This is a genomic window from Hymenobacter saemangeumensis, assembly GCF_039541835.1.
Taxonomy (GTDB): domain Bacteria; phylum Bacteroidota; class Bacteroidia; order Cytophagales; family Hymenobacteraceae; genus Hymenobacter; species Hymenobacter saemangeumensis.
On the sequence record NZ_BAABGZ010000081.1, the window covers coordinates 23,701 to 45,819 of the forward strand.

Genomic DNA, 22,119 nt, shown 5'->3' on the forward strand with positions numbered 1-22,119 from the left:
AGAGGAAGGGTGAAAGAATAGACAACGCTGGCAGCCAGGAGGCTGCCAGCGCGCTTTGTAGCAGAATGTCAGCTGAAAAAGAAGTCGGCAGAGCTTACTCGCGCACCACGCGGCGCACGGCCGTGCGGCCCTGGGCATCGCGCAGGCGCAGCACGTACACGCCCTTGGCCAGCGAGCTCAGGTCCAGCTCGGCGTCGGCAGCAGTGGTTAGGCGCAGGTCGCTGCTCAGCAGGCGGGCGCCCAGCAGGTTTTCCACGCTGGCCGTATAGGCGCCCGCGCCGCTCACGTCGCTCAGGTGCAGGCGCATCCGGCCGTCGAGGGTGGGGTTGGGGTACAGCGCCAGCGAAGCCAGCGCCTGGGCATCACGCGCCGCCAGGGGCAGCACCTGAATGGTGTAGTCTTCCACCTCGGCGTTCTGAATGTTGGTGGCGCAGGGGTTCGGCGCATTGTTGCTGATGAGCACTTGTATGCGCATGCGCGTGCTGTAGGACATGCGCGTAGTCGGGGGCGTAAACGTAGCGGTATAAGTAGCCGAGTTGGGCCCGGCCTGAGTCAGGCCGTTCGTTACCAGCTCGTTCAGGTTGTTGAATACGCCGTCGCGGTCGTAGTCTATCCAGGCCGTGGTGCGGTGGGCGAAGTTGTTGCTGGCCACCACCGTCAGCGTCACGGGGCTGCCCGAGTTGATGGTAATGGTCTGGCTGGTGTAGTTGCCGTACCCCCCGGTCGAGTTCATTGGCATGCCGGAGTAGGAAAAGGCGGGCTGGGCATTGGGCACCGACACGCTGTTAATCCAGAACTGGCTGGGCTGGGGCATGCCGCCCGGGCCTACCATGCCGGCGCCATTGGAGGGGCAGTAGGTGACGCAGGGTATCGTAATGCTGAGGTAGTTGCTGCGCACCAACGTGGTCGGGCCAATGCTGTTGGTTACCGTCAGCGACACGGTGTAGGTGCCGGTGGCGGTGTACTGGTGCGAAGGATTCTGCTGGGTGCTGGTGTTGCCATCGCCGAAGTCCCACAGCCAGGAGGTGGGCGCACCGGTGCTTTGGTCGGTAAACTGCACGGGGTTCACGCAGCCGCCGGGTACGTAGTTGGAGGTGAACGCGGCGGTGGGCGGGTTGGTGTTGGGCAGCACCACCACGGTGTAGTCTTCCACCTGCCCGCTGGCGGGGCTGGTGCAGGGCTGGGGGTTGTTGCCGCCGGCATCGGAGATGACGCGCAGGCGCAGCGGCGTGTTGAGCACCGCCGTGGTGGGAACGTTGAGCGTACCGCCGGGGGTGCCGCTGGCCAGGGCCTCATACACCAGCTCGCTGCTGCTGAAGCTGCCGTTGTTGTCCATATCCAGGTATACGCGGGTGTCCTGGTTGGCTGTGGTGTTGCCCAGGGTAATGGTCATGGTGGCCGGAATGCCCACGGTCAGGTTGGTGCGCTGGGCGCAGGTGAAGTCCTGGTAGCCGGCGCGGCCGTCCAGGGAGCTGTTGTCGATGCTGCCCAGGCGGAAGCGGGTGATGCCGTAGTTGCAGCAGTAGCTGGTGGTGGTGGGCGAGCAGGAGGCCGCCACGGGCACCTGGTTGTTATAGGTAATGGTAGCAGTAGCAGGGGTGGCGCTGCTGCCGGCGGCATTGGTGGCCGTCAGCGTTACGGTGTACGTGCCGGGCGTGGTATAGCAGTGGTTGGGGTTCTGCAGGGTGCTGGTGGTGTTGTCGCCGAAGTTCCACAGCCAGGAGGTGGGCAGGTTCTGGCTGGCATCGGTAAACTGCACGCAGCCCGAGCAGGTGGTGGTGCCGTTGGTGGTGAAGGCCGCCACCGGCGGGTTGGCATTGGCCCTGATAGTCACCGAGTAGTCTTCTACCTGCGAGTACTGGGGCGTAGAGCAGGAAGTGGGCGCCGTCACCTGGGCGTAGTCGGCCGATACGCGCATACGCAGGGGCACGCCCAGGGTGGCGGCCGCCGGCGGCGCAATGGTGGCGGTGTGGTCGCGCTGCGGCAACACGTTGGTCGATGACATCACCAGCTCGTTGGTGCCGATAAATTCCCCGTCGTTGTTGTAGTCAATCCAGACCCGCACGTTTTCGGCGGTATTGGGGCCGGTGCGCACGCTCAGGGGGTAGCTCTGGCCCACCAGCAGCGAGGTGCCGATGCTGGGCGAGGCGCAGCCATAGTCGCGGTAGCCATCGGCCTGCCCCGGGGTGGTGTTGTTGATGGTGCCCAGCGTTACGTTGATGATTCCCATGCCGAACAGCGGGGCCTGTGGGTTGGTGGCCGCCCCCGGGGTACAGGTAGCCGGTATGGGGCACTGGGCCTGGGTGGCCGCTGCATTCAACAGGAGCAATAGCGCCGTGCCCGCACCCAGCGAAATGTGTTTCCAGGAGCGTAAAAAGACGTTCATAAGCGAAGATGAGGAGTAGATGGAATTCCGTGGATAAATGTACTTACAAATCGAGCAGGGGCCCTGGGAAATCGCCTGTTTGCCGGGTTTTACCGCCCAATTTGTGAGCAAGTCGGCAGGTGGCGGGCCGCAACTCCCCTTTGGCTGACGCTTGTGCAGCCCCGGGGTTTAAGAACACCCGCAAAAATCACACCACGCGGGCAGCCGTAAGTTTGTGCCCGCACCCGCGGCCGGCCACTTTCCGGCTGCTTTTCGGTATTCTTTTTTATGCAGCATCGTACGGTACTCATTACAGGCGGAACTTCGGGCATCGGCCGGGCCTGCGCCCTGGCATTTGGCCGGGCCGGCTACCAGGTAGCCATCACCGGGCGCGACCAGGCCAAGCTTGATGACACGGCCCAGGCGCTAAAGGTTGCCGGCGTGTCCCACCTTGTCCTGCGCGCCGACGTGGGCGATGAAGCCGATGCCGCCCGGGCCGTGGAAGCCACGGTAGCCCACTTCGGCGGCCTGCACGTGCTCCTCAACAACGCCGGCATTTCCATGCGCGCCAAATTCGCCGACGCCGACCTGAGCGTGATAAAGCGGCTGATGCAAACCAACTTCTTCGGCACGGTCTTCACCACCAAAGCGGCCCTGCCGCACCTGCTCAAAAGCAAGGGCTCCATTGTGGGTATCAGCAGCATTGCCGGCTACCGGGGCCTGCCCGGCCGCACGGGCTACTCGGCCTCCAAGTTTGCCATGAACGGCTTTCTCGAAGCCCTGCGCACCGAGCTGCTCGACCAGGGCGTGCACGTGCTCACGGCGGCGCCGGGCTTCACCGCGTCCAACATCCGGCAGGTGGCCCTGGCGGCCGACGGCTCGGCCCAGGGCGAGTCACCCCGCGACGAGGGCAAGATGATGAGCAGCGAGCAGGTAGCCGACGAAATCCTCAAAGCGGTGCAGCAGCGCCGCCGCACCCTGGTGCTCACCGGCCAGGGCAAGCTCACCATTTTCCTGAACAAGTGGCTGCCCGGACTAACGGACAAGCTGGTGCTTGGCCACTTCAGGAAAGAGGAAGGAGAGCTGTAAGTGATGTGCTGATGTGCTGATGAAGCGAATAGATAAAGAACGTCATGCTGAGCGGAGCGCAGCGCAGTCGAAGCATCTTGCCCGCGGCAGTAATTCCCTTTTAATAGGATTTACTCTCGTGGTAGAGATGCTTCGACTTCGGCTGCGCCTCCGCTCAGCATGACGTTCTTATAAGCACATCAGCACATCAGCACATCAGCACATCAGCACATCCCCTACTGCACCGACTTCTGCGCCAGCTTAATGGCTTCGTAGAGGTTGACGATGCCGCCGGTGGAGGAGAGGGTGGAGAAGTCGGCGGTTTTCTGGGTGCCGGGTACGCTTACTTTGGTGTGGTACACCTGGGCCGACTCCCGGATGATGCGCTTCAGGTCGGCCGCGGTGAGGGTGGGGAAGTAGGACTTGAGGGTGGCGGCGACACCGGCCGTGACGGGCGCCGCCATGCTGGTGCCGCTTTCGTTGCCATACTTGCTGCCGGGCAGGGTGTTGAAGATTTGTACGCCGGGGGCAAATACGTCGACGGCCTTGCGGCTGTAGTTGGAGAAGTCGCCTACCAGGGAGGCGTCGTTGCTGGGGCCGGACGCCCCCACGGTGAGCAGGTGGGGTACGGGCTTGCCATCGAGGTAAAACGCGCTGGGGTAGTGGGGTGCCACGCCAAGGTCGTCGTCTTCGTTGCCGGCGGCGTGCACCAAGAGCACGTTTTTGCTGGCGGCGTACTTATAGGCCTCTTCCACCATCTTGCGCTGGGTCGAAAATTCCTTGCCGAAGCTCATGTTGATAATCTGGGCGCCGTTGTCGACGGCGTAGCGGATGGCGTTGGCAATGTCCTTGTCGCGCTCGTCGCCGTCGGGCACGGCCCGCACGGCCATGATGCGCACCAGCGGGCCGGCTACGCCCTGCACGCCCAGGTTGTTGTCGCGCACGGCAGCGATGATGCCCGACACGTGGGTGCCGTGCAGCGGGTCGGGCCCGTGCACGTCGGCGTTGCCGTAGAAGCGCTGGCTTACGTCGTCGGGGTTGTCCTTCACGATGTCGGCCCGGGGGTTGAAGCTGGGGTTGAGCTGGTAGTTGAGCAGGGTGCGCACGTACTTGGCGCCGTTCTTCATCTCCCCAATCAGCACGTCGACGTCGCCGAAGTTCATGCTGCGCAGGTTGTTGTCGAGCTGCCTGGTCACCTGGGCTAGGCGCGGGTCGCTGGGGCGGGCGCGGCGCAGGGTGGCCGTGTCGAGGCGGTCGGTGCCCAGGTCCTGCTTAAGGGCCGCCGCCAGCTCCTCGAAGTTGCGGGCCATCTCGTCCATCTGCTCAATCTGCGGCATCTGGCCGGCTACCTCCTTGCGCCGGGCTTCGTTCGACTTCTTGGCCCGCTCGTACAGGTCGAAGTCGGCCAGCTGGGTAGGCTTTACCTGCTTGCGGGTCTTGCCCTTGAAAATGGGGTCGAAGCGGGCAATGATGCGCGTCGATTCCAGGGTTTCGGCGTCGATGTTGCGGCCATCGGCCCCACCCAGGAAGTTCCAGCCGTACACATCGTCGATGTAGCCGTTCTTGTCGTCGTCGAGGCCGTTGCCGGCAATTTCCTTAGTGTTGCGCCACAAGATGGGCTTGAGGTCGACGTGGGCGGTGTCGATGCCCGAGTCGATAACGGCCACCACCACCGGGGTGGGCGTCTTGCCTTTCAGCAGCTCGGCGTAGCTGCGCGTCACGCTGGCGCCGGGCACATTATCGAGCTGCGGGTCCTTGAGGTACCACTGCGACGAGCTGAACTCTACGGGCGGCGGGGGAGTGGCCGGCCGGGCGGGGACATCCGGGGCAACCGGAGCCACCGGGGTGCTTACCGCCGTGCTGGCGACGGGCGTGCCGGCCTGGGGGCGCCGTGCGCAGGCCGAAAGCAAGGTAAGAGCCAGCAGCGCAGGCAGGGGCAGGCGGGAAAGGGGGTGCGTCATATAAAGTAAGGGCCGCGTGAGGCAGCCTGGAAACAAAGAAACAGCAGCCGACCGCATTGGGGGCTCTGCCGCGCTAAAGACGCACCCACCATGGCCGATGTTGCGCTAAGGGAAAGTTAGCGCGGTTTCCAAGTCAGTGTACAGCGTTAAAAGCTGAGCGTTAAAAGTTGAAAATTAGTGTGTCAGCATTTTAAGCTTCAAATTTTGCTTTTTAACTCCTTGTAATATTGTGTATTAACCTGGAGTCCGCTCTGGCGAAGTATCGCAGACAGCAACCGCCGCCCCGTAGCGCGGGCTTTAATTCCGCAAGCCCCTTATCAGGTGAACTCATGGAGTAAAAGCCCGTGCGCTCCGGTACAGTATCCTGGAAACCACTCCTGGCATGTACCTGGAGAATTTACGGTAATAGCCCACCCCCAGCAGCCGCCACCTAGCCGATGCACCGCGCTGCGCGGGTGGAATAGCTCATATTTGCATGTATTCTTCCTGCTATTTCGTGACCAAACCCTTCTTTCTCGCTTTTCTACTCGGAGCAACCATCCTCCAGGCTACCGCTCAGGACAGCACGCTGGTACGCCTGATTCGCCAGAACCAGTCTGCGATGACTGCGGCCAACGGGCAGTTTGCCGGCCCGGCCTGGCCGCGGCTGGAAAAAGCCGTGCAGGCCAGCCAATGTGTGCTGGTGGGGGAGGCACACGGCGTAGCGCAGGTGCCGCAGTTCACGGCGGCCGTGGCGCGCATATTTAAGCCGGCGGTGTTCGTGGCCGAAATCGACCAGTACCAGGCGGCCGACCTGAGCCGGCTGGTGGCCCAGCCGGGCCCGCCTACCGCTTATTTGCAGCAGTATCCTATGGGGCTGTCGTTTTATAGCTGGGTCGAAGAGTATGAGCTGGCGCGCGCCCTGCATGCCCAGGGCGCCCGCCTGGTGGGGGTCGACCAGGTGTCGCTGCTCTACACGGGCCGCTTTTTTGAGCTGCTGGCCGCGCAGGCCAAAGGCAAGGCCGCCAAAGCCTATCTGCAGGGCCAGGCCCGGAGGTGCCAGGCCTGGGACCGCGCCGCCCTGCAGCAGGACAGCCTCCAGCACCTGGCCATGTATCGGCTGCCCCAGGCGGCACTCGACAGCGTGGTACTGCTGACCAGCAAGGAAAAGCCGGCCGTGCGGGCAATGGTGCAGAACTTTGTAACAACCCGCCAGATTTACAATAGCAACGGCCACCAGCAGCGCGTGAACCTGATGAAAAAGAGCTGGCTGGGCAGCCTGCCCGCTGCCGGCACGCCGGGCCCGGTTCCGCTGCTGCCCAAAACCCTCTTCAAGTTCGGCGCCAACCACATGGCCCGCAACCTGAGCGTCATCAGCGGGGTGTTCGACCTGGGCAGCCTCGTGCCCAACCTGGCCGATGCCCAGGGCCAGCGCACCCTGCACTTGTTGGTGGTGGGCAAGCAGGGCACCCAGCTGGGCAGCTTCAGCCCCACCAACACGGCTGCGCACGCGGCGCCCTACACCGCGGCCGAGCTGCCTTACCTCAAACCCTTCTTCGACCTTACCGGCCCCACCGACTGGAACGTAGTAGACCTGCGTCCCCTGCGCCGTGCCATCATCCAGGACAAGCTGCAGGTGCTCAACCAGGAGCAGGAAAGCGTTATTCTGGGCTACGACTTCCTGGTTGTCATTCCCGAAACCACCAATAGCCGGTTTTACTAGCGTAGTCGGCGAATAGCAGGTCACTCCCGGCAGTCTGGGTAACTTCGGCCCTGCATTTGGTTTACTGCCCATGATTCGCTTTTTCCGTACTGCTACCCGCCTCGCCGGGATATTGCTCACTGTTAGCTGTTCACTGTTAACTGCCCAGGCCCAGGCCCCGAAAACCTACACTTCCTCGGAAATCCTGCTGGGCCTGAAAAAGCTCAACGTGCTGGGCTCGGTGCTCTACATCGCTGCCCACCCCGACGACGAAAACACCCGGCTGCTGGCTTACCTGGCCAACGAGCGGCTGGTGGAAACGGCTTACCTGAGCTGCACCCGCGGCGACGGCGGCCAGAACCTCATCGGTCCCGAGCTGCGCGAGCAGCTGGGCGTGATTCGGACCCAGGAGCTGCTGGCCGCCCGCCGCATCGACGGCGCCAAGCAGTTTTTCACCCGCGCCAACGACTTCGGCTTCTCCAAAACCGCCGAGGAAACCTTCACCATCTGGGACAAGGAGCAGGTGCTGGCCGACATGGTCTGGGTTATCCGCCAGCGCCGCCCCGACGTGCTCATCACCCGCTTCCCGCCCGACAGCCGCGCCGGCCACGGCCACCACACCGCCTCGGCCATGCTGGCCATCGAAGCCTTCTCGGCCGCCGGCGACGCCAAGCGCTTCCCCGAGCAATTGCAGTACGTGCAGCCCTGGCAGCCCAAGCGCCTGCTCTGGAACACCGGCTCCTTCTTCGTGAAGCCCGGTGACGACCTCAGCAAGTTCCTCAAGCTCGATGCCGGCGGCTACAACCCCCTGCTGGGCCAGAGCTACGGCGAAATCGCGGCCCGCAGCCGCTCGCAGCACCGCTCTCAGGGTTTCGGCTCGGCGGCGCAGCGGGGGGAATTGCTGGAATATTTCACGCCCATCAGAGAGGGTGATGCCTTGCCCAAGGAGCTGTTTGAGGGCGTGGATATGAGCTGGAACCGGGTGCCGGGCGGGGCTGCCGTGGGTAAGCTTATTGACGATGTTATCAAGAAGTTTGACCCGAGCAAGCCGGAGGGGAGTGTGGCGGGGCTGCTTAAGGTGCGGGAGCTGCTTGCTGGTCTCATAAACAAGTCGGACCGAAATCAGGCAGGGCGTTATTCGTGGTATGGTCAAAAACTTGCTGAACTTGACAAGTTGATAGTGGCCTCCTTAGGGGTGCATATCGAGGCCGTTGCAGCCGAACCAATGGTTTCTCCCGGGCAGAAATTGGACCTGAGGTTTGAGGCGCTAAACCGGTCTAATACTCCAGTTAGAGTGGGTGCAATATCTCTGGGCTACGCAGACACGACTTTGAATACGCAGCTTACAAAAAACAAATTGTTAAGTGTGAAGCGGCAATTACGTATTCCCGTAGAGTATAAGCTTACTCAGCCATACTGGTTGAGTGAACCCTCCACAACCGGTATGTATGGCGTTTCCGAGCAACTAATGCGTGGCGTAGCTGATAATTCCATGTGGCGCAACGGGGTTGTTGGACTAGGTGTCGCCGGACAAGAGCTGTTTGTTGATTTTTCTATCCAGTATAAACACACCGACCCTTCCCTTGGGGAACTGTACCAGCCGCTAGTAATAGTGCCGCCAGTAGTGGTGAACCTGCCCGCCGCCCGCGCCTACGTGTTTAGCAACCTATTCGCCCAGGTGAGCGGCGGCAGAGGCCAGCAGGTGCCCGTCATGCTCCGTGCCGGCCGCGCCGGGGTGAGCGGCACCTTAGCCCTGCAAGTACCCGGCGGCTGGCATGTCGAGCCGGCCAGCGTGCCTTTCTCCCTCAAGAATAAGGACGAGGAGCAAACCATCGATTTCAAGGTAATTCCAACCAATGCCACCGAAGGTCGCACCGAGCTGAAAGCGGTAGCCACCGTCGACGGGCAGGCCTACTCGCGGGGCATGCAGCAGATTGTATATCCGCACATCCCCACCCAGACGCTCTTCCCCGAAGCCACCTCGCCGCTGGTGAAGCTGGACGTAAGCCGCGGCAAAACCCAAACCGTAGGCTACCTCATGGGCGCCGGCGACGAAGTGCCCGAAGCCCTGCGCCAGCTCGGCTACACCGTGACGCTGCTCGATGCCAACACCGACCTGAGCCTGGATAAGCTGCGCCGCTTCGACGCCGTGGTGCTGGGCATCCGGGCCTACAATACCCTCGACCAGCTCAAGGCCAAGCAGCCCGAGCTGCTGCGCTACGTGGAGCAGGGCGGCAACCTGGTGGTGCAGTACACGGTGGCCCGCGGCACGGTAATTCCCGAAATCGGCCCCTACCCGATGAAGCTCAGCAACGACCGGGTGACGGTGGAAAACGCGCCCGTCACCTTCCTGCAGCCCCAGCACCGCCTGCTTAACGCGCCCAACAAAATCAGCGCCGCCGACTTCCAGGGCTGGGTGCAGGAGCAGGGCCTCTACTACCCCAGCACCTGGGACGCCAAGTACACGCCCATCATCAGCAGCGCCGACCCCGGCGAGAAAGCCAAGGAAAGCGCCATCCTGGTGGCCGACTACGGCAAGGGCCACTACATCTACACGGGGCTGAGCTTTTTCCGCGAGCTGCCCGCCGGCATACCGGGCGCGTACCGGCTGCTGGCTAATTTGGTGAGCTACGGGAAGTAGCCTTACCCCACCCCCCGGCCCCCTCCCCTCCGGGAGAGGGGGAGCTTGACGATTGAGTTAAAAGTTGAGAGTGAAAATTAAAGCTCTCTTGCCGGATTAACGGCCGCTTTTAACTCTCAACTTTTAACTTTTAACTAAAAACCGCCTGCGCCGCCATGGCTCCCCCTCTCCCGGAGGGGAGGGGGCCGGGGGGTGGGGTTACCCATATGCTCACAGTAGAAAAAATCGGCGGCACCTCCATGACCGCCTTTGCCGATGTTCTGCAGAACATCATCTTCCACAACCGCCAGGGTGAGGCGCTGTACAACCGCATCTTCGTGGTGTCGGCCTACGCCAACGTGACCAACTGGCTGCTGGAAAACAAGAAAACCGGGGCGCCCGGCGTCTACCACCGCATCAGCCGGGGCGAGGCCTTCCGGGAAAGCCTGCAGGAGGTTGCCGAAAAGCTCAAGGAGCTGAACAAAGCGTATGCGCCCCTGGGCCTGGACCTGGCCGTGGCCGATGCCTTCATTCAGCAGCGCATCGACCAGGCCCAGACTTACCTGGAAAGCCTCACCAACGTGCTGGCCTCGGGCTATGTGAACAGCGCCAACATCCTGCAGGCGGCCCGCGAAATCCTGGCCTCCATCGGCGAGGCGCACTCGGCCTTCAACTCCGTCAACATCCTGCAAAGCCGGGGCGTGCACGCCACCCTGGTCGACCTCAGCGGCTTCGACGATGCCCGCCCGCTGACTATTGACGAGCGAATTCAGCAGGCCTTCGCCGGTATAGCCTTCGCCTCCACCATCTGCATTGCCACGGGCTACACCAAAGGCACCGAGGGCATCATGCGCGAGTTCGACCGGGGCTACTCCGAAGTCACCTTCAGCAAGATTGCCGTGGCCGTGCGGCCCCAGGAGGCCATTATTCACAAGGAATACCACCTCTGCTCAGCCGACCCCAACCTGGTGGGCGTGGACCACTGCCGGCCGGTGGGCTTCACCAACTACGACGTGGCCGACCAGCTGGCCGACGTGGGCATGGAGGCCATTCACCCCAAAGCCTCCAAGCCCCTGGAGCTGAACGCCATCGACCTTCGCATCAAAAACACCTTCGAGCCCGCGCACCCCGGCACCCTCATCACCCGCGACTTCGTCTCGCCCCGCAAGCACGTCGAAGTCATTACGGGCACCGATAAAGTCGTGGTCATCGACATTCACGACCCCCTGATGGTGGGCACCGCCGGCTTCGACCTGCACCTGATGCAGGTGTTCTACGACCTCGACATCAGCTACATCTTCAAGGCTACCAGCGCCAACAGCATCAGCCTGCTCATCTGGGAAAAGGACCTTCAGCCTCAGCTGCTCAGTACCCTGCACGCCCAGTACGAGAAAGTAACCATTCAGCCCGCCGCCCTGGTCTGCCTTATCGGCTCCAACCTCGACCAGCCCGGCCTGCTGGCCCGCGCCGCCGGCGCCCTTGCCGAGGCCGGCATCAACATCCTCAGCGCCGGCGTGGCCCTGCGCAAGGTCAACATCCAGTTTGTGGTGGGGCGGGAGCAGTACCAGCCGGCTATCGTGGCGCTGAATGGGGCGATGAGCCCCACCCCCGGCCCCACCCCCGACCCCTCCCCTGTGGGGAGGGGAGCCGGCTCCGTATAAGTGGCTTGAACACCGCTTTTGCTCAATAAAAAAGCGTTGTTGCCATTTGGCAACAACGCTTTTCGGTTTTGTCGTCTGGCTCCCCTCCCCCGCAGGGGAGGGGTCGGGGGTGGGGCTACTTCCCGCCCTTCGCCGCCGATACCAGCAGCTCGTCGTTCATCTTCACGTAGTCGGCATTCTTGGCGTCGATGGCCAGCTTTTTCGACTGCTCGGCGGCGGTGGCGGCGCCTTTGTAGTCTTTCATCTTCAGGCGGATTTTCGCTTCCGTGTGCAGATTCCAGAACTTGGGCTCGGTGGCGTTGGCTTTTTCCATCCAGGCCAGGGCCTGCTTCAGGTCCTTGTCGTTGTCGTAGTAGTACACCGCGGCCGAGGCCAGGTCCTGGTTGGAAGGCGCGGCGTTGTTAATCACCTTCTCGTTGATTTGGGCCATTACCTTGGGCTCTACGTCGGCCACGATTTTAAACTTGACGCCGGTGGTTTCCCACATCAAATCCACGTTGGCGGTGCCGGCGGTGAGGTCGGAGAAGCCCATGGTGAAGGTTTCGACCTTGGCAGGCAGCTTGTACGACTTCACGTTGAAGCGGGCCACGTCGTCGTCGTCCTTGAAGCCGTCCACGTCGGCGCCCTGCTTGAGGGCCTTGCTCAGTACGATGGTCCACTCAGCCTTGCGGGGCACGGTGTAGATGCCGTACTCGCCGGCGGGTACTTTCTTGCCTTCTACCGTCACATCGTCCGAAAACTTGATGCTGGTGGTGGAGTTGGCGCCCGTGCGCCAGCGCTTGTCAAAAGGAACCACGTTGCCAAAGATGGTGCGGCCCTTCGTGCTGGGACGGTAGTAAGTAATGGTCACGTCGGTGAGGCCAACGCGCTGCGTTACGGTGCTTTTGGGGCTGGCGGCAGGCGTATTCAGCTGGGCCTGGGCTGCGGGGGCAGCCAGCAGGGTGGCTGCCACGGCGAAGGCAGATACAATGTTCTTCATTGAAATGGAGAAAGGGATAATATGAAATCTGCCCAAAAATAGGGCATTTCCGGCAAGCGGTATTTCCCGCAGTGTGGCGCAGTGGTAAAACCGCAGAGGACCGCAGTGGCCGTTCAACGAAATAGCAGAACGGCACTGCGAGCCACTGCTAAGCCACGGCACCCACTGTGGGGAATTACAAAGGACTAAAGCTCACCCCGAGCCGCGTAGCTCTGCCCGTTAATCCGTACTTCCGCCAGCGGGTCCAGGTCGGTAATACGCCGGTTGAGCGTGGTTTCAATCACGCGGTTGTAGTGGCCGTAAATTTTGAAGGTTGCCAGCCCCTCTCGCTGCCGGCGCACTTCCTCGCAGTCGGTAGTAGCGCGAGCCACGGCGAAAAACAAGCCCACCACCTCGCGCCGGCTGATGTGGCTTTCGCGGTAGTGGATGGTTACCCAGGTAATCATAAAGTAGTAGCGTGGACTCTGCGAGTCCGCGCGTGTGAACGTTTAACCGCGCGGACTCGCCGAGCCCACGCTACTGCTAGCTCAGCTCAAACTGCAGCCGGAGCAGGTTGGCGTAGATGCCATTCGTGCTATCCGCCAGGTCCTCATGCGAGCCCTGCTCCACGATGCGGCCGCCGTCGATGACCAGGATTTTGTCCACTTTGCGAATGGTGCTCAGGCGGTGGGCGATGATGATGGAAGTGCGGTTCTGCATGAGCTCATCCATGGCGCTCTGCACCAGCTTTTCCGACTCCGAGTCCAAGGCCGAGGTGGCTTCGTCGAGCAGCAGGATGGCCGGGTTTTTCAGGATGGCGCGGGCAATGGCAATGCGCTGCCGCTGCCCGCCGCTGAGCTTGATGCCCCGCTCACCCACCAGCGTGTCGAGCCCTTCGGGGAAGGACTGAATAAACTGCAGGGCGTTGGCCCGACGGGCGGCGTCAATTACATCGGCTTCAGTGGCATCGGGGCGGCCGTAGAGGATGTTTTCGCGGATGGAGCCGCCAAAGAGCAGGGTTTCCTGGGGCACGATGCCGATGTTGCGGCGCAGCTCGGTCAGGTCCAGCGCGCTCAGCTCGTGGCCGTCGATGCGGATGCTGCCGCCACTGAGCTGGTACACGTGCATGAGCAGCTGCACGATGGTGCTCTTGCCGGCGCCCGAGGGGCCTACCAGGGCAACTTTCTCGCCGGCCCGGATGCTGAAGCTGATGTCCTTGAGCACGGTCAGGTCGGGGCGGGTGGGGTAGCGGAACTCCACGTGCTCGTACTCGATGTCGCCGCGCAGCTTCAGCGGGGCCGTGCCGGCCGGGCGGGGCAGGTGCACGGGCTCCGACTGCTCATCCAGGATTTCGAGAATACGCTCGGAGGCCCCCAGGCTGCTTTGAATCTTGCCGTACATCTCGCCCAGGCCACCTACCGAAGCGCCAATGAACATGGTGTAGAGAATAAACGAAACCAGGTCGCCCATGGACAGGTGGCGCGGGTCGGCGGCGGGCAGCTCCACGTAGGTGGCGCCGCGCCACAGCACCAGGAAGATGCCCCCGAAAATGGCCACGATGATAAACGACACGAAGCCTCCGCGGAACAGGCTCGACTTCAGCGCCGCCTTTACCGTGCGGTTCAGGCCGGCGCCGTAACGGCTCACCTCATGCTGCTCGCTGGTAAAGGCCTTCACCGAATTGATGCCCTGCAGGGTTTCCTCCACAATGACGTTGGTTTTGGCCAGCTCGTCCTGGGTTTGCTTGGACAGCTTGCGGATGCTGCGCCCGAACAGAAAGGCCAGCAGCACCAGCGGCGGAAACGTGGCCAGCATAAACAGCGACAGGCGCCACGACTCCCACATGATGAAAGCCACGCCGGCCAGCAAGGTTAGAATCTGCCGCAGAAACTCGGCCAGGGTCAGCGAAAACGTGTCCTGAATGTTGGCCACGTCGGAAGTCAGGCGCGAGGTGATTTCACCTACCCGGCGCTGCTCGAAGAAAGGAATGGGCAGCGTCACGAGCTTCTGGTACAGCGTGCGGCGGATGTCGCGCACGGAAAACTCGCTTACCCGCGAGAAGAAGAAGATGCGGCCGAAGGAAAACAGCCCCTGCAGCAGCACCACCCCAAACAGCAGCAGGGCAATGCCGGTGACGGTTTTGGGCACAAAAGCCGGCAGGGTGCTGGCCTGGTGGTTGGCCACGTTCACGATGTAGCCCAGCATCTTGGGCATCACCATGGTGGATACGCTGCTGAGCAGCAGCAGCCCGAGGCCGGCGATAAAGGGCCAGCGGTAAGGCAGTACAAAGCGGAATATCCGCAGGCCGCGCTGAAACGACTCCTTGGTCAGCTTGGTTTTGGGGGCATCGGCCACCACATCAGTGCCGCTGCTATTAAGTCCACTTCGGGCCATGTTTTTAGTGCTTCGTGCTTGTTGCCTGGTGCTTAGTGTTTGGATTGCAGAACCACCCAAGCACTAGGCACCAAGCACCAGGCACTACTTCGTTACTTTCAAAATGTCGCCGTTGCCAAAGGGCACCGGCAGCTGAATCATTACCGGCAGGGGCACGCCTTTGCGGGAGCCGGGCTGCCAGGCCGGGAGCAGCGCTGCGGCCCGCAGGGCCTCGGCGTCGCACTCCGGCGAGAGGGGCTGCGCTACCTTAAAGTCGCTGAGCGTGCCATCGGCACCCACCACGGCCGTCAGCAGCACGTTGCCGGTAATGCCCTTGACGCGGGCCGCCTCCGGATACTTTACATGCTGCTGGAAAAACACGCCCAGGGCCGGCGCTCCGCCCGGGAACTGCGGTGCCTTGTCGGGCCGGTTGGCCGCGCCGCCGTAGGCCTGGGGCTGCATCTTGCCCGGGCGCAGCACGGTAGGCGGCGGGGCTTGCTGGGCGTGCAGGGCCAAAGGAGCCAGCAGCAGGAGGGTAAGCAGGTGTCTCATCGGCGGACAGTAATAGGGCACAGTGAATAGGGGCGGCTGACTACGATTGACGAAGCGGGGCTGACTTTAAACCGCCGCTGCCACGGCAGGGTTCACGGAAGCCGGGCGGGAAATGGCCAGCAGCCCCAAAAAGGTCAGCAGCCCGTTTACCAGCAGAATTTCAAAGCCGAATTTGTAGCCGTACAGCCACTCCACCGAGTTGGCGTTGAGGATGTAGGTGAGGATGGGCGCGGCCACGCACACCGGCAGCACGGCCTTGTCAAGCAGGCCGCGACGGGTGAAGATGCCGAAGGAGAACAAGCCCAGCAAGGGCCCGTAGGTGTAGCCGGCGGCCTTGAACACGGCCGTAATCAGGCTCTGGTCGTTCAGGGCCTGGAACACGAGGATGATGAGAATCAGCACCACCGAAAAGCCCAGGTGGGTGGCCTGGCGCAGGCGGGTCTGCCGCTGCTCGGAGAAGCGCTTGATGTCGAGGAAGTCGATGCAGAACGAGGTGGTCAGCGCCGTCAGCGCCGAGTCGGCCGAGGCGTAGGTGACGGCGATGATGCCCAGGATGAAGATGATGCCGGCAAACAGGCTGAAGTGGTTGGTAGCCAGCAGCGGGAATACGTTGTCGCCGACCACCTTGCCATCGGCATTGGTGGGCAGCTGAATGCCCTTGGCGGCCGCAAACTGGTAGAGCAGCACGCCCAGCGTGAGGAACAGCACGTTCACGAACACCAACGTGATGGTAAACCAGAACATGTTTTTCTGGGCGTCGGGCAGGGAGCGGCAGCTCAGGTTTTTCTGCATCATGTCCTGGTCGAGGCCGGTCATCACAATGGTGATGAAGGCACCGGAGGCAAACTGCTTCCAGAAGAACTTGTCGTCCTTGAAATTGGAAAAGTAAATCTGCGACATGTCGCTGCTGCGCACCGTGTCGACGAGCTGCCCGAAGCCCAGCTTCAGCTCCGTCGAAATCAGGTAGATGCTCACGCCCACGCAGGCCAGCATGGCCATGGTCTGGAAGGTGTCGGTCCAGAGAATGGTCTTCAGTCCCCCGCGGAAGGTGTAGAGGTAAATCAGCAGGATGCTGACAATGACGGTGATGTAAAAGGGCACGCCCATCTTGTCGAACACCGCCAGCTGCAGCACGCCGGCCACCAGGTAGAGGCGGAAGGCGGCACCCACGGCCCGGGAAATCAGAAAGAACAAAGCCCCGGTCTTGTAGCTCCAGAAGCCGAAGCGCTGCTCCAGGTAGGTGTAAATCGATACCAGCCGCAGGCGGTAGTACAGGGGCATAAGCACCGTGCCGATGACGAGGTAGCCCACCAGGTAGCCAAACACCACGGCCATGTAGCTCCAGCTCTGGCTGTACACCATGCCCGGCACCGAGATAAAGGTGACGCCCGACAGCGAGGTGCCAATCATGGCAAACGCCACCATGTACCAGGGCGCGTTGCGGTTGGCTACGAAAAAGCTCTCACTGGTGGCCTTGCGCGAGGTGAGCAGGGCGATGATGATGAGAATAGTGAAGTAGCCCGCAATCAGGCTTAAAATCAGAGTAGGCGACATGTGAGAGTAGCTCTTAGCTAATAGCCGTTAGCTGTTGGCTTTGGTAAAACCACAAAAGCCAGCATGAAGCAGCAAAGCTAACAGGTAGCTGCCGGCTGCGGCTTCCCCCGCGGCATGCCAGCCCGGTGGCCAACTACAATATGCGAACAGCTAACGGCTATTAGCTAAGAGCTTAAAAAGCTACTCCCAGTCCTGCCAGGGCAGCACCTCGCCCACGGCGGGCGTGTGCAGCTCGCCGCGCAGCATGCCGCTGCTGGCAATTTCCGTCAGCAGGCGGATGGGCTCGGAGGCGGGCTCGTCCGAGAGGTCGAAGGTGCCGTGGTGCATGGGTACCACGTGGCCGGCGCGCAGCACGTTGGCGGCCTTGGCCGCTTCGTGGGGGTTTACGTGGCTGAGCTGCATCATAAACGGCGGCTTGTAGGCGCCAATGGGCATAAGCACCACGTCCAGGGGGCCAAAGTACTTTTCAATGTGCTCGAAGTGCTCGGCGTAGGCCGTGTCGCCGGCAAAGTAGAAGAGCTTGTCGGTGGCGCGCACGCGCAGCAGAAAGCTGCCCCAGAGCACTTCGTTCAGGTCGTTCAGGCCCCGGCGGTGCCAGTGGGCGGCGGGCAGGTAGTAAATGTCGACCGGCGAGTCGGGGCCCAGCTCATACTGCTGCCACCAGCCGGCTTCCTGCACCGGAATACCAGGGGCCAGGCCACGCAGCAAGGGCGTCATGCGGAGTGGGGCCAGAATCTGCAGGTTTTTGTTCTGCCGGGCCAGCAGCTTCACCGATTGCGCGTCGAGGTGGTCGCGGTGCCCGTGGCTGAGCAGTAGCAAGTCTATGCCCGTCAGGTCTTCGGGCCGGCAGGGCAGGGGATGGCGGCGGCGCAGGCCAATCGACGAAAACAATACCGGGTCGAAGAGCAGGGTGGTGGTGCCGATGCGCAGTAAGAAAGAGGCGTGGCCCAGCCAAGCCATTCCTTCTGCCGTGCCTTGCACAAACTCCCGGCAGTCCACCACCTGCGGCACCCAGGTATCGGCTTTCTTTTCCGCTTTCTGGGGGTTGGTGCTTAGCTGCCACTTCAGCACGTTGGCAAACGAGGGGGTGAACAGCTCTTCGCCGTTGGCGAACTGCCGGCCGAAAAGCTTATTGCCGGGGTAGCCCGGGCGCAGCGTGGGCAGGGCCTCGTTGCGGAGATAATGAACTTTTGCCATGTGGGAATTATGAAAATTGCCCGGCTACGCGGGGTAGCCGGGCAATTTTATCCTAAATCAAGTTAGAAAAGGGGCGGCCTTACTTGCCCGGGGTTTCCGCCTTTATCTGCGAGGCCAGCCAGGCTTCGCGCAGGGTTTTCTGGGCCGGGCTGAGTACCATCTTATCAACGGCCTCCACGGGCTGCACCTGCACGTTGGGGTCTTCGGTGAGTACCAGCTGCACGGTGCGCTCCACGCCGCCGCGGGTTTTGATTTTTACCAGCACCAGGTCGCTGGGGGAGTGCTTGCGCAGTACGCCGTCGAGGTCGCCGGCGCTTTTAATTTCCTTGCCGTCCAGGATAACAATCTGGTCGCCGCGGTCGATGCCGGCCTTGTACAGGCCCGAGCCGATGGTGGTGTTGTAGGCCACAATGCAGCGCCCGTTCTCGTCGAACTCAACCTGCTTGGGCAGGGCGGCGCCCAGGGCGCGGGTCGGAATTACGGCCAGCCCAGCGAAGAGCAGGCTTTCCGAGAAGCGCGGCTGCTCACGGCCCTGGATGTAGAGGCGGAAGAAGCGGCCGGCAAAGGCAGTGTCCTTGGCTACTTCGCCCAGCACGCGCTGCAGGTCGGGCAGGGTGTAGGGCTTGGCCGGAGCATAGCCTTCCTGCTTTTTGCCATACTGCTGCCACAGGGCCTGCATGTACTTGTCGAGCGAGCTGCGCTTAAGCTGGCGCAGCTGCAGGTCGAGCATCAGGGCCAGGCCGGCGCCCTGGTCGTAGTACGAGAGGTTGGTGTTTACCTTGTTGGTGGGGTCGATGCTGGCCGCGGCATCGGTGAAGGCGGCCTGCCGGCTCATGTCGATGGCCGAGGCGTAGCGGGCGCCGGGGCTGTTCTGGCGGCGGTTTACCCAGCCGCTGATTTTAGCGAAGAAGTCCTCGTCTTCCATCAGCTTGGCCCGGCGCAGGGTCAGCTCACCATAGTAGGTGGTGAAGCCTTCGGCAAACCACAGGGCGTCGCTCATGTTCACGCGCTGGAAGTCGAAGGGCTCCAGGTCTTTGGGGCGCAGGCGCTCCACATTCCAGGCGTGGATGAACTCGTGCGAGGCCGTGCTCAGGATGTCGGCGGCGCCTTCGCCTTTCAGCGGCAGCGGGTTGGTGAGGGAGCAGGAGTTGCGGTGCTCCATGCCGTCGGGCGTTGCCTGGCTGAGGTAATCGGCAATAAAGGTGTAGCGCGAGAAGTCAAACTGCGGCATTTCGCCAAACACGGCTACCTGCTCCTTAATTACTTTCTGAATGTTCTTCGCCAGCCCGTCGAGGTCGGCCTTGGGGCCCTGGTAGAGGGCGGCCAGCTCAAATTTCTGCTCACCCTCGTCCCAGGGAACTACCTGCTGGTTGCCCAATGACACCGGGCTGTCCATGAGGTACTGCAGGTTGGGAGCCGTGAAGGTGTTTTTATCCACGCCGGGGCGCATCTGGGTGGCCATCTTCCAGCCTTGGGGGGCATCGAACTTCACTTCCGCCGCCCGGTTTTCCATACCCAGGGCGTAGCAAAGGGTGGCAGGCATGTTGAGGTGAGCGTGTTGCTGGTCGATGCCTACATAAGTGCCATCGGTGCGGTCGCCGTACAGGGTGTAGCTAAAAGCCACCGTGCCATCGGAGCCCGGCGTGATGTCCCAGCCGTACGGGTCGGGCCGGTTGGTGGGCAGCGGCTTGTTGGAGCCGTCGGTGGCTACCACGTAGTAAACGTTTTTTACGAAGTCGTGCAGGGCGTAGCGGCCGGGCGAGCTACGGGCCATGCGCACGCGCAGCGGCCCGGAAGGCAGCCCCGTGAAAGTGGCCGTTACCCGGGCCTCGTGGTGAACGGCGTTAGGAAACGATACCACGTAGCGCACGGCCGGGCCGTTATCGGCTTTGCTCTGTGCCTTCAGCAGGGTAGTGCTCAGGCACAAGGCCAGGGCAAGCAGGGGAGAGACGAAAAGTTTCATAGGCTAAAAAAGGAACGGGAATGGGAAAGCAGGCAGCAGGTAGGTGCTGCCGCAAAGTTGCGGGGAATTTTGTAAGGCAATGCCATTTTGGGGCTCAGGCTGACTGCTAAATAAAGGAAAAGCCACGAAAAAAGTCAAAAACGACTGGTTTCCACTGCTGTTGTTTCAGTGCCGGCCGGTTTCTGCAGCGATAAAGCCAGCAGGAAGCCCGAGTAGAAGCGCGCCTGGTACACCGGGTGCAGCCCAAGTTCGGCCAGCGCCTGCTCATACGGAGGCAAGGCCTTGGCCTTCAGCCGGGCAGTAACCTGAAAGAACAGGTACATGGCTTGAAGAAGGCGGTGCTGCCACCACTTGTGGGGCGGGCTAAAATCGGCCAGCAGCCAGCAACCGCCGGGTCGGAGTGCTGCGTGCAGCCGGGGCAGCGCCGTAGCAAAAGCGGGAGGCGTCAGGCAGTCGAGCACAAAAAAGGTAACGACGGCGTCGAACAAACCCTCAGATGGCAGCGCACGCTCGGTGCCGTGGCAGAACTCCACCTGGGCCTGCTGATGGGGGAATTCCCGCTGCAGCAGTGCCTGCGCCCGCGTCAGCATGGCCAGCGATGCTTCAAGGTACAGCACGGTGGCGGCCGGCCGGCGGCGCAGCACCTGGCCCAGCACCCAGCCGCTGCCGCCGCCCAGCACCAGCACATGCGGGGCGCCGGGCGGCAGGTGCTCGAGTGCGGCTTCCTGTGCCCGCCGCTGCGCATTGCCAAATACGACCCGCGCCAGGGCATCATAAAACCAGGCAACGCGGTTAAAATCGCCATGGTCGGCGGCTTGGTCGGCGGAATTCTGGGGCTGGAAAGAAGGCATTGACCGCAAATGTGCCAAATTTTCAAAAAAAATGTGTTCAGCAAGTACTTGATTGACAATTCGGGCGGGGCTGAATCCGGCGGCCAAAAAGAAATTTTTAACCGGCTTTCTTGCGCCGCGTCACTTCAAGGCAGTATCTTTGTGCCATCAAACGCCGCCCCTGAGAAGGAAAGCGGAATGTTGATGACCAGCTGCGCTTGTGGCGAAATTGGTAGACGCGCTGTCTTCAGGCGGCAGTTCCGCAAGGTGTGAGAGTTCGAGTCTCTCCGAGCGCACGAAAAGGCCAACCCATCGGGTTGGCCTTTTTTCGTTTTCAGCGAGCTCCAGGCTTCGCACACAGCGTAGCTTGCCCATTATCCGTATTGCCAGAAGTACCTGCGCACCATTCAGGTGCTGGCTTTGCTTATGAATCGGTTCACGACCCGCATCGTGGCGTTGATTGGCTTGCTCACGGCCGAAGTCGTGCTCAGCATTCTGCTGCTGTTGGCGGCCTTTGGCTTATTCTTCTACCTGGCCCGGGTGGTCTTCGTTGAGAATTCTGTTGCCCTCGACCAGTGGGCCTGGGGCATTGTGGACGGCTGGCGGCACGCAGCCCCCGGGCTGATGGGACCGGTACGGTTCGTGACCACCTTTGCCGCCCTGCCCTTCCTGCTACCGGCAGGCCTGGTGGTGCCGGCCCTGCTCTTTTGGCGGGGCCATCGGCGCGAGGCCTGGGAGATTGTTGTGGCCATGGCCGGCGGCATTCTGCTCAACCAGCTGCTGAAAACCATATTCAACCGCCCACGCCCCTCCGATGCGCTGCTCAATACCTATGGCCTGAGCTTTCCGAGCGGGCATGCAATGATGGCCGTCATTTTTTATGGCGCCCTGGCCTGGCTGGCTGCCCGTCATTTTCGCCGCCCCGGCTGGGCCGTGCCGCTGCTGCTGTGGGCCGGCCTCATCGGCCTCACCCGCGTGTACCTGCACGTGCACTATGCCACCGATGTACTAGCAGGCTTTGCCGGCGGGCTGGCCTGGCTGGTAGTGGTAAGAGCCGGCCTGCGTTTTTTCTGGAAAGAAGAAAAAGTACTGCTGGAGGAGGGTGAGGTGATGAGGAAGTGAGGAGGTGAAGGGGTGAAGAAGAGAGAAGCTCCCCTCCTCAGCTGAACAGGGGATGTTTGAGCTTTAGCTCGAACTGGGGGGGTTGACCCCGTCAGAACGAAACCTGAACGATACCCACACATCTTATTCTAACGGCGCTGATGCCCTAACCACCCCCGTTTTCGCTGGCGCGAAAACATCCCCTCCTTAGTAAGGAGGGGAGTTTGTCGTTCTT

15 protein-coding genes and 1 tRNA gene are annotated in these 22,119 nt (G+C 61.9%); 6 read left to right on the top strand and 10 right to left on the bottom strand.

Going from position 1 to position 22,119, the window contains the following annotated elements; genetic code table 11:
* Positions 1–94 precede the first annotated feature (94 nt).
* Complete coding sequence (locus tag ABD919_RS21970) at positions 95–2,386, bottom strand: GEVED domain-containing protein (protein ID WP_345238238.1); 2,292 nt, start codon at positions 2,384–2,386, stop codon at positions 95–97.
* Positions 2,387–2,653: 267 nt separating this feature from the next.
* Here ABD919_RS21970 and ABD919_RS21975 point away from each other — a divergent pair, with 267 nt between their 5' ends.
* Positions 2,654–3,454, top strand: coding sequence for an SDR family oxidoreductase (locus ABD919_RS21975; protein ID WP_345238239.1), 801 nt, complete (start codon positions 2,654–2,656; stop codon positions 3,452–3,454).
* A gap of 215 nt (positions 3,455–3,669) precedes the next feature.
* Here ABD919_RS21975 and ABD919_RS21980 read toward each other — a convergent pair whose 3' ends face one another.
* Positions 3,670–5,394 (bottom strand): S8 family peptidase, encoded by a 1,725-nt coding sequence (locus ABD919_RS21980; RefSeq protein WP_345238240.1) that lies wholly within the window; start codon positions 5,392–5,394, stop codon positions 3,670–3,672.
* Between the two features lie 496 nt (positions 5,395–5,890).
* Here ABD919_RS21980 and ABD919_RS21985 point away from each other — a divergent pair, with 496 nt between their 5' ends.
* The 3 genes from ABD919_RS21985 (at position 5,891) to ABD919_RS21995 (ending at position 11,356) form a co-directional block, all read left to right on the top strand.
* The gene (locus ABD919_RS21985) at positions 5,891–7,096 is read left to right on the top strand and encodes a hypothetical protein (RefSeq protein WP_345238241.1); all 1,206 of its coding nucleotides are present in this window, start codon (positions 5,891–5,893) and stop codon (positions 7,094–7,096) included.
* A gap of 70 nt (positions 7,097–7,166) precedes the next feature.
* On the top strand, positions 7,167–9,716 hold the full coding sequence (locus tag ABD919_RS21990; protein ID WP_345238242.1) for a PIG-L family deacetylase: 2,550 nt from the start codon (positions 7,167–7,169) through the stop codon (positions 9,714–9,716).
* 206 nt (positions 9,717–9,922) lie between these two features.
* On the top strand, positions 9,923–11,356 hold the full coding sequence (locus ABD919_RS21995) for an aspartate kinase (protein ID WP_345238243.1): 1,434 nt from the start codon (positions 9,923–9,925) through the stop codon (positions 11,354–11,356).
* Between the two features lie 115 nt (positions 11,357–11,471).
* Here the strand turns inward: ABD919_RS21995 and ABD919_RS22000 are convergent, their stop codons facing one another.
* The 8 genes from ABD919_RS22000 to ABD919_RS22035 all read right to left on the bottom strand — a co-directional run bounded on the left by ABD919_RS22000 (position 11,472) and on the right by ABD919_RS22035 (position 20,804).
* Positions 11,472–12,335 carry a DUF2911 domain-containing protein gene (locus tag ABD919_RS22000; protein ID WP_345238244.1) on the bottom strand — a complete coding sequence of 288 codons (864 nt, stop codon included), beginning with the start codon at positions 12,333–12,335 and terminating at the stop codon, positions 11,472–11,474.
* 185 nt (positions 12,336–12,520) lie between these two features.
* Positions 12,521–12,781: a hypothetical protein gene (locus ABD919_RS22005; protein WP_345238245.1), complete on the bottom strand. Its 261-nt coding sequence runs from the start codon at positions 12,779–12,781 to the stop codon at positions 12,521–12,523.
* Between the two features lie 76 nt (positions 12,782–12,857).
* A complete protein-coding gene (locus ABD919_RS22010; RefSeq protein ID WP_345238246.1) occupies positions 12,858–14,708 on the bottom strand; it encodes an ABC transporter ATP-binding protein in 1,851 nt (616 codons plus the stop codon).
* 84 nt (positions 14,709–14,792) lie between these two features.
* Positions 14,793–15,239 (bottom strand): TonB family protein, encoded by a 447-nt coding sequence (locus ABD919_RS22015; RefSeq protein ID WP_345238247.1) that lies wholly within the window; start codon positions 15,237–15,239, stop codon positions 14,793–14,795.
* A 66-nt stretch (positions 15,240–15,305) separates the two neighbouring features.
* Positions 15,306–16,793 carry a sodium:solute symporter gene (locus ABD919_RS22020; protein WP_345238248.1) on the bottom strand — a complete coding sequence of 496 codons (1,488 nt, stop codon included), beginning with the start codon at positions 16,791–16,793 and terminating at the stop codon, positions 15,306–15,308.
* Between the two features lie 180 nt (positions 16,794–16,973).
* Positions 16,974–17,990 carry an MBL fold metallo-hydrolase gene (locus ABD919_RS22025; protein ID WP_345238249.1) on the bottom strand — a complete coding sequence of 339 codons (1,017 nt, stop codon included), beginning with the start codon at positions 17,988–17,990 and terminating at the stop codon, positions 16,974–16,976.
* A gap of 79 nt (positions 17,991–18,069) precedes the next feature.
* A complete protein-coding gene (locus tag ABD919_RS22030) occupies positions 18,070–19,953 on the bottom strand; it encodes a M61 family metallopeptidase (RefSeq protein WP_345238250.1) in 1,884 nt (627 codons plus the stop codon).
* Positions 19,954–20,087: 134 nt separating this feature from the next.
* Positions 20,088–20,804, bottom strand: coding sequence for a class I SAM-dependent methyltransferase (locus ABD919_RS22035; RefSeq protein WP_345238251.1), 717 nt, complete (start codon positions 20,802–20,804; stop codon positions 20,088–20,090).
* A gap of 193 nt (positions 20,805–20,997) precedes the next feature.
* On the opposite strand from ABD919_RS22035, the gene ABD919_RS22040 reads away from it, so the two are divergent.
* Positions 20,998–21,079, top strand: a tRNA-Leu gene (locus tag ABD919_RS22040).
* Positions 21,080–21,209: 130 nt separating this feature from the next.
* The gene (locus ABD919_RS22045; RefSeq protein ID WP_345238252.1) at positions 21,210–21,905 is read left to right on the top strand and encodes a phosphatase PAP2 family protein; all 696 of its coding nucleotides are present in this window, start codon (positions 21,210–21,212) and stop codon (positions 21,903–21,905) included.
* Positions 21,906–22,119: the final 214 nt, after the last annotated feature.